This is a genomic window from Glaciecola sp. MF2-115, assembly GCF_047250385.1.
In the GTDB taxonomy this organism is placed as follows: Bacteria; Pseudomonadota; Gammaproteobacteria; order Enterobacterales; family Alteromonadaceae; genus Glaciecola.
Genome location: NZ_JBLBVM010000018.1, coordinates 1 through 3,505 on the forward strand (window position 1 = coordinate 1; position 3,505 = coordinate 3,505).

The 3,505-nt window shown below is 40.7% G+C and carries 3 protein-coding genes; 2 read left to right on the forward strand and 1 reads right to left on the reverse strand.

Going from position 1 to position 3,505, the window contains the following annotated elements; translation table 11 throughout:
• Nucleotides 1-155 precede the first annotated feature (155 nt).
• Nucleotides 156-1,031: a LytR/AlgR family response regulator transcription factor gene (locus ACKLNX_RS00145; protein WP_411692784.1), complete on the reverse strand. Its 876-nt coding sequence runs from the start codon at nt 1,029-1,031 to the stop codon at nt 156-158.
• Between the two features lie 127 nt (nt 1,032-1,158).
• Between ACKLNX_RS00145 and ACKLNX_RS00150 the strand changes: the two genes are divergently transcribed.
• On the forward strand, nt 1,159-2,388 hold the full coding sequence (locus ACKLNX_RS00150; RefSeq protein ID WP_412970782.1) for an acyltransferase family protein: 1,230 nt from the start codon (nt 1,159-1,161) through the stop codon (nt 2,386-2,388).
• 171 nt (nt 2,389-2,559) lie between these two features.
• A complete protein-coding gene (locus tag ACKLNX_RS00155) occupies nt 2,560-3,153 on the forward strand; it encodes a DUF4136 domain-containing protein (protein WP_412970783.1) in 594 nt (197 codons plus the stop codon).
• Nucleotides 3,154-3,505: the final 352 nt, after the last annotated feature.

Sequence of the window (3,505 nt, forward strand, 5' to 3'; positions counted from 1 at the left end):
GAGTATAAGACGGATTAACGATATATACTACTCCTTGTGACAGCTGTCTTTTTGACTAGATTGGTTTGTTGAAATGTCGAATTGTGTAAGTGTTGTATGGCGTGTTAGTTTCCAACTTCATGGGTAGATAGGGCCTTGGTACAGTGATTAATTCTCTATTGTAGCTGTTGCTTAAACTTATCTTTGTAGCGGCGTGAAAGGGGTAAGCTAATACTGTCATTAATATACACTTTAGCATCTCCAGAGCTAAGGCTTTCAATACTCTGTACTTTGTTTAGGTTGACTGCATACGAGCGGTGAATTTGCATAAAACCTCTCTCAGCTAAACGAGGAATTAAGCCCGATAATGTTGAACGCAATGGGTAAATGCGCCCAGCAACGTATAAATTAACGTAGTTGCCAGCCGATTCTAAATAGTCAATATCAAGCACTTTAACTAAGAATTCTTTATCTAGCTTTCTTACTAAGAAATGTTCAGGCGCGCTGGGTTTGCTGTGTTCTTGCTCGTTAATAAAGCTTGCTTCACCTTTAAGCCTGGAATAAATGAAGCGGTAAGCGTAGTAAAGGGCCATAAAGAAAAAATAACCAAAGGCATCTTTTCTGTATTCATAGAAAAATTCTGAAAGTACATCACCAAAGTCATAGTTTCCGCCCATAACCTTATAGATTAGCTCGCGAAACAATACCATTAAGCCAACGTGCAGAGCTGAGTATATTAGTGTTGCGCCAAGATGTAGGGCAAGGAATCGTTTAAAATGAGTCAAACTTAGCGGGACGAGTTTGAACCACCAAACTAAAATTGGGACTAGCAGGAAGGTACTCAATGCGCTGGTAATTTCCCAAGCGAAAGGTTCCCAAAGACTAAATTCCGGAACGGCACCATCTCGGCTTGCTTCCATCCATACAGAGCTGGCATTTATTATATTATTCGTGAGCAAGTAGAGCGCAAGCAAACAAAGAAGGTACACGCGAGGGCGCTTGTCGAACTTGGCAAATAAGCTAACTTTAGTGTCTCGTGATATGTCGTTCAAAATTCGTCCCTGCTATCCACCGTTCGTCACAGAAGCCTGTAAATCCGTCCTTCTTGACTGGGTTTGCTGCTGAATAAAGTTAGGCTACCACTGAACCAATAAATTGCAAGAACAGTGGAGAAAGTATATGCAAAGTCATGAAATTGGGAACATTAATACAATAGACATAGCATCAGTAAAAGTAGCTACTGCTGTCGACCAACAAGTACGACGGTATGATGTGGACTGGTTAAGAAATCTCGCGCTTATGCTACTGATATTGTATCACCTGGGTATGTATTATGTTGCCGATTGGGGGTGGCATATCAAAAGCGATCAACAAAGCGTGCTGCTACAAAACTTTATGGTAATGAGTAATCTGTGGCGCATGTGTCTGTTGTTTTTTATATCTGGTATGACGCTTGCCCTAATCGATAAGAAATATTCAGCGGGGGCGTTGTTGTGCACTCGAAGCCAAAGGTTGTTGGTTCCTTTGTTGTTCGGTATGGCGGTGATTGTTCCGCCACAACTGTATTATGAGTTGATTGAGCAGCAACAATTCTCTGGTACATACGCATATTTTTGGACTGAATATTTGATTTCAGATCCGGAAACAGATGTTGCTCCTGACCGTTACTCTAGTATTGGTCTTTGGACCTGGAATCACTTGTGGTATCTCATCTACCTGTTCGTATACACAAGTGTGTTTTTGCTACTTCGCCCGTTGTGCCGCAAGCTAGTTGCAAGTGCATTATTTAAAAAAGTAAGTAATTTAAAGCTCATCTTCATTTTTGCCAGCATTTTACTAGTAGCATGGGTTCATGTGCGTCCCGAGTTTCCTACAACGCATGGTCTAACTGACGATTGGTGGAGTCATACAAAATATTTTTTAGTTTTGTTGATGGGCTATCTTTTTGCCTCAAAAGAAGCGCTTTGGCAGGCTGTTATCGATAAGCGCAGAATCTTATTAGTGCTTGGTTTGTGTACTTACGGTTTAGTTGCGATGGACAGAAATGGCGTGTTCCCTTTTATGGGAGAGGCTTTTCGGAACTATATAGCGGTTCAATACCTGTATGGCGCAGTGATTATTGCTAATTTATGGTTCTGGATGCTCGGTTTAGTTGGTTATGCTGGTCGCTACTTAAATAAACCTTCTCGATTGCTGACATATGCAAATGAAGCCGTTTTGCCTTGGTATATATTTCATCAAACTTTAATCATTGTTATCGCCTTCAACCTGCGTCGCTTTGACTTGCCTGTCGCTATGGAGGCGTTGAGTATTCTAGTGTTGACTGTGCTAACTTGCTATCTGCTTTTCGCCGTAATTCGACATGTGAACCTTTTGCGCTTTTTGTTTGGCCTAAAGCTAAAGAAATGAATGTTGGCTAGTAGTTGAATAGCGGAATTAATGCAAAGCTTAATAAATGCGTAGCCGAATAAATGCATAGCCTAATAATTGTGCAACTTTAAAAACACTGCTATCTTTTAAAAGAAAGTAATAGTCATTACTTTCTTTTTTCAGTTTCAAGGCAACATGTTAAGGATTGATATGAACGTGAACACAACGAAAAATCTCATGGCTAAAGCACTAATGACGCTCGGTGCCGTTTTAACTTTGACTGCTTGTGCTGTTGAGCCAGCACTTATGGTAAATACAGAATCAAAGCAAGCAGTGCAAAACTACACGACCTTTTCTTGGGTAAAAGACGACCCAATGTTTATCAATGGCGACTTTCAACCGAGTCAGGAGATTAGTGCTACCCTTATGGAGAGCATCAAAGCCGAGCTTGAAACCAAAGGCTATCGCTTTACCGAAGAAAGGACAAACGCAGATCTTGTGGTCTTGTTCTCAGTCGGTGCAAATGAAAAAATAGAATTTAAGAAACACCCTAATTACTTCTCAGAAAACGCGCGCTGGATGAGTAACTTCCAAGATGGGGATGTAGGCGAAGTTACCGAAGTAAAAGTGCTCCTCGCCGGCATTGCTATTGATATTTTCGATAGAGAGAAACGTGAGGCTGTATGGTATGGCTCTGCAAAAAGAAAGCTTAATACACAAGATGAAGCAGTCAATGCTCTAGACTCTGACGATCTCTCAAAGTCGGTTCAAGTATTGTTAACTGAGTTTCCTAAGGCGAGCTAAGCCACTCAAGCTAAGTCTCTAATGGTAAGAGTTCTCGATAAGACCCCCATGACAAGTATTATTACTTGTTATGGGGAAACTATGTAAGTAGATGGTATGGTGTCACATTTCTTGTTGAATATACCAAACTTCATATTTATCCCCTTGCCACTTTAAGAAAGTAAATAAATATCCCGTTAACAGTATCAGCAAACCACCAACCAAAGCAGCCGAGTATAAGACGGATTAACGATATATACTACTCCTTGTGACAGCTGTCTTTTTGACTAGATTGGTTTGTTGAAATGTCGAATTGTGTAAGTGTTGTATGGCGTGTTAGTTTCCAACTTCATGGGTAGATAGGGCCTTGGTA

What these genes read in the sequence shown, in the direction of transcription:
- ACKLNX_RS00150 (WP_412970782.1), top strand. Translation starts at nt 1,159, where the DNA reads ATGCAAAGTCATGAAATTGGGAACATTAATACAATAGACATAGCATCA.
- ACKLNX_RS00155 (WP_412970783.1), top strand. Translation starts at nt 2,560, where the DNA reads ATGAACGTGAACACAACGAAAAATCTCATGGCTAAAGCACTAATGACG.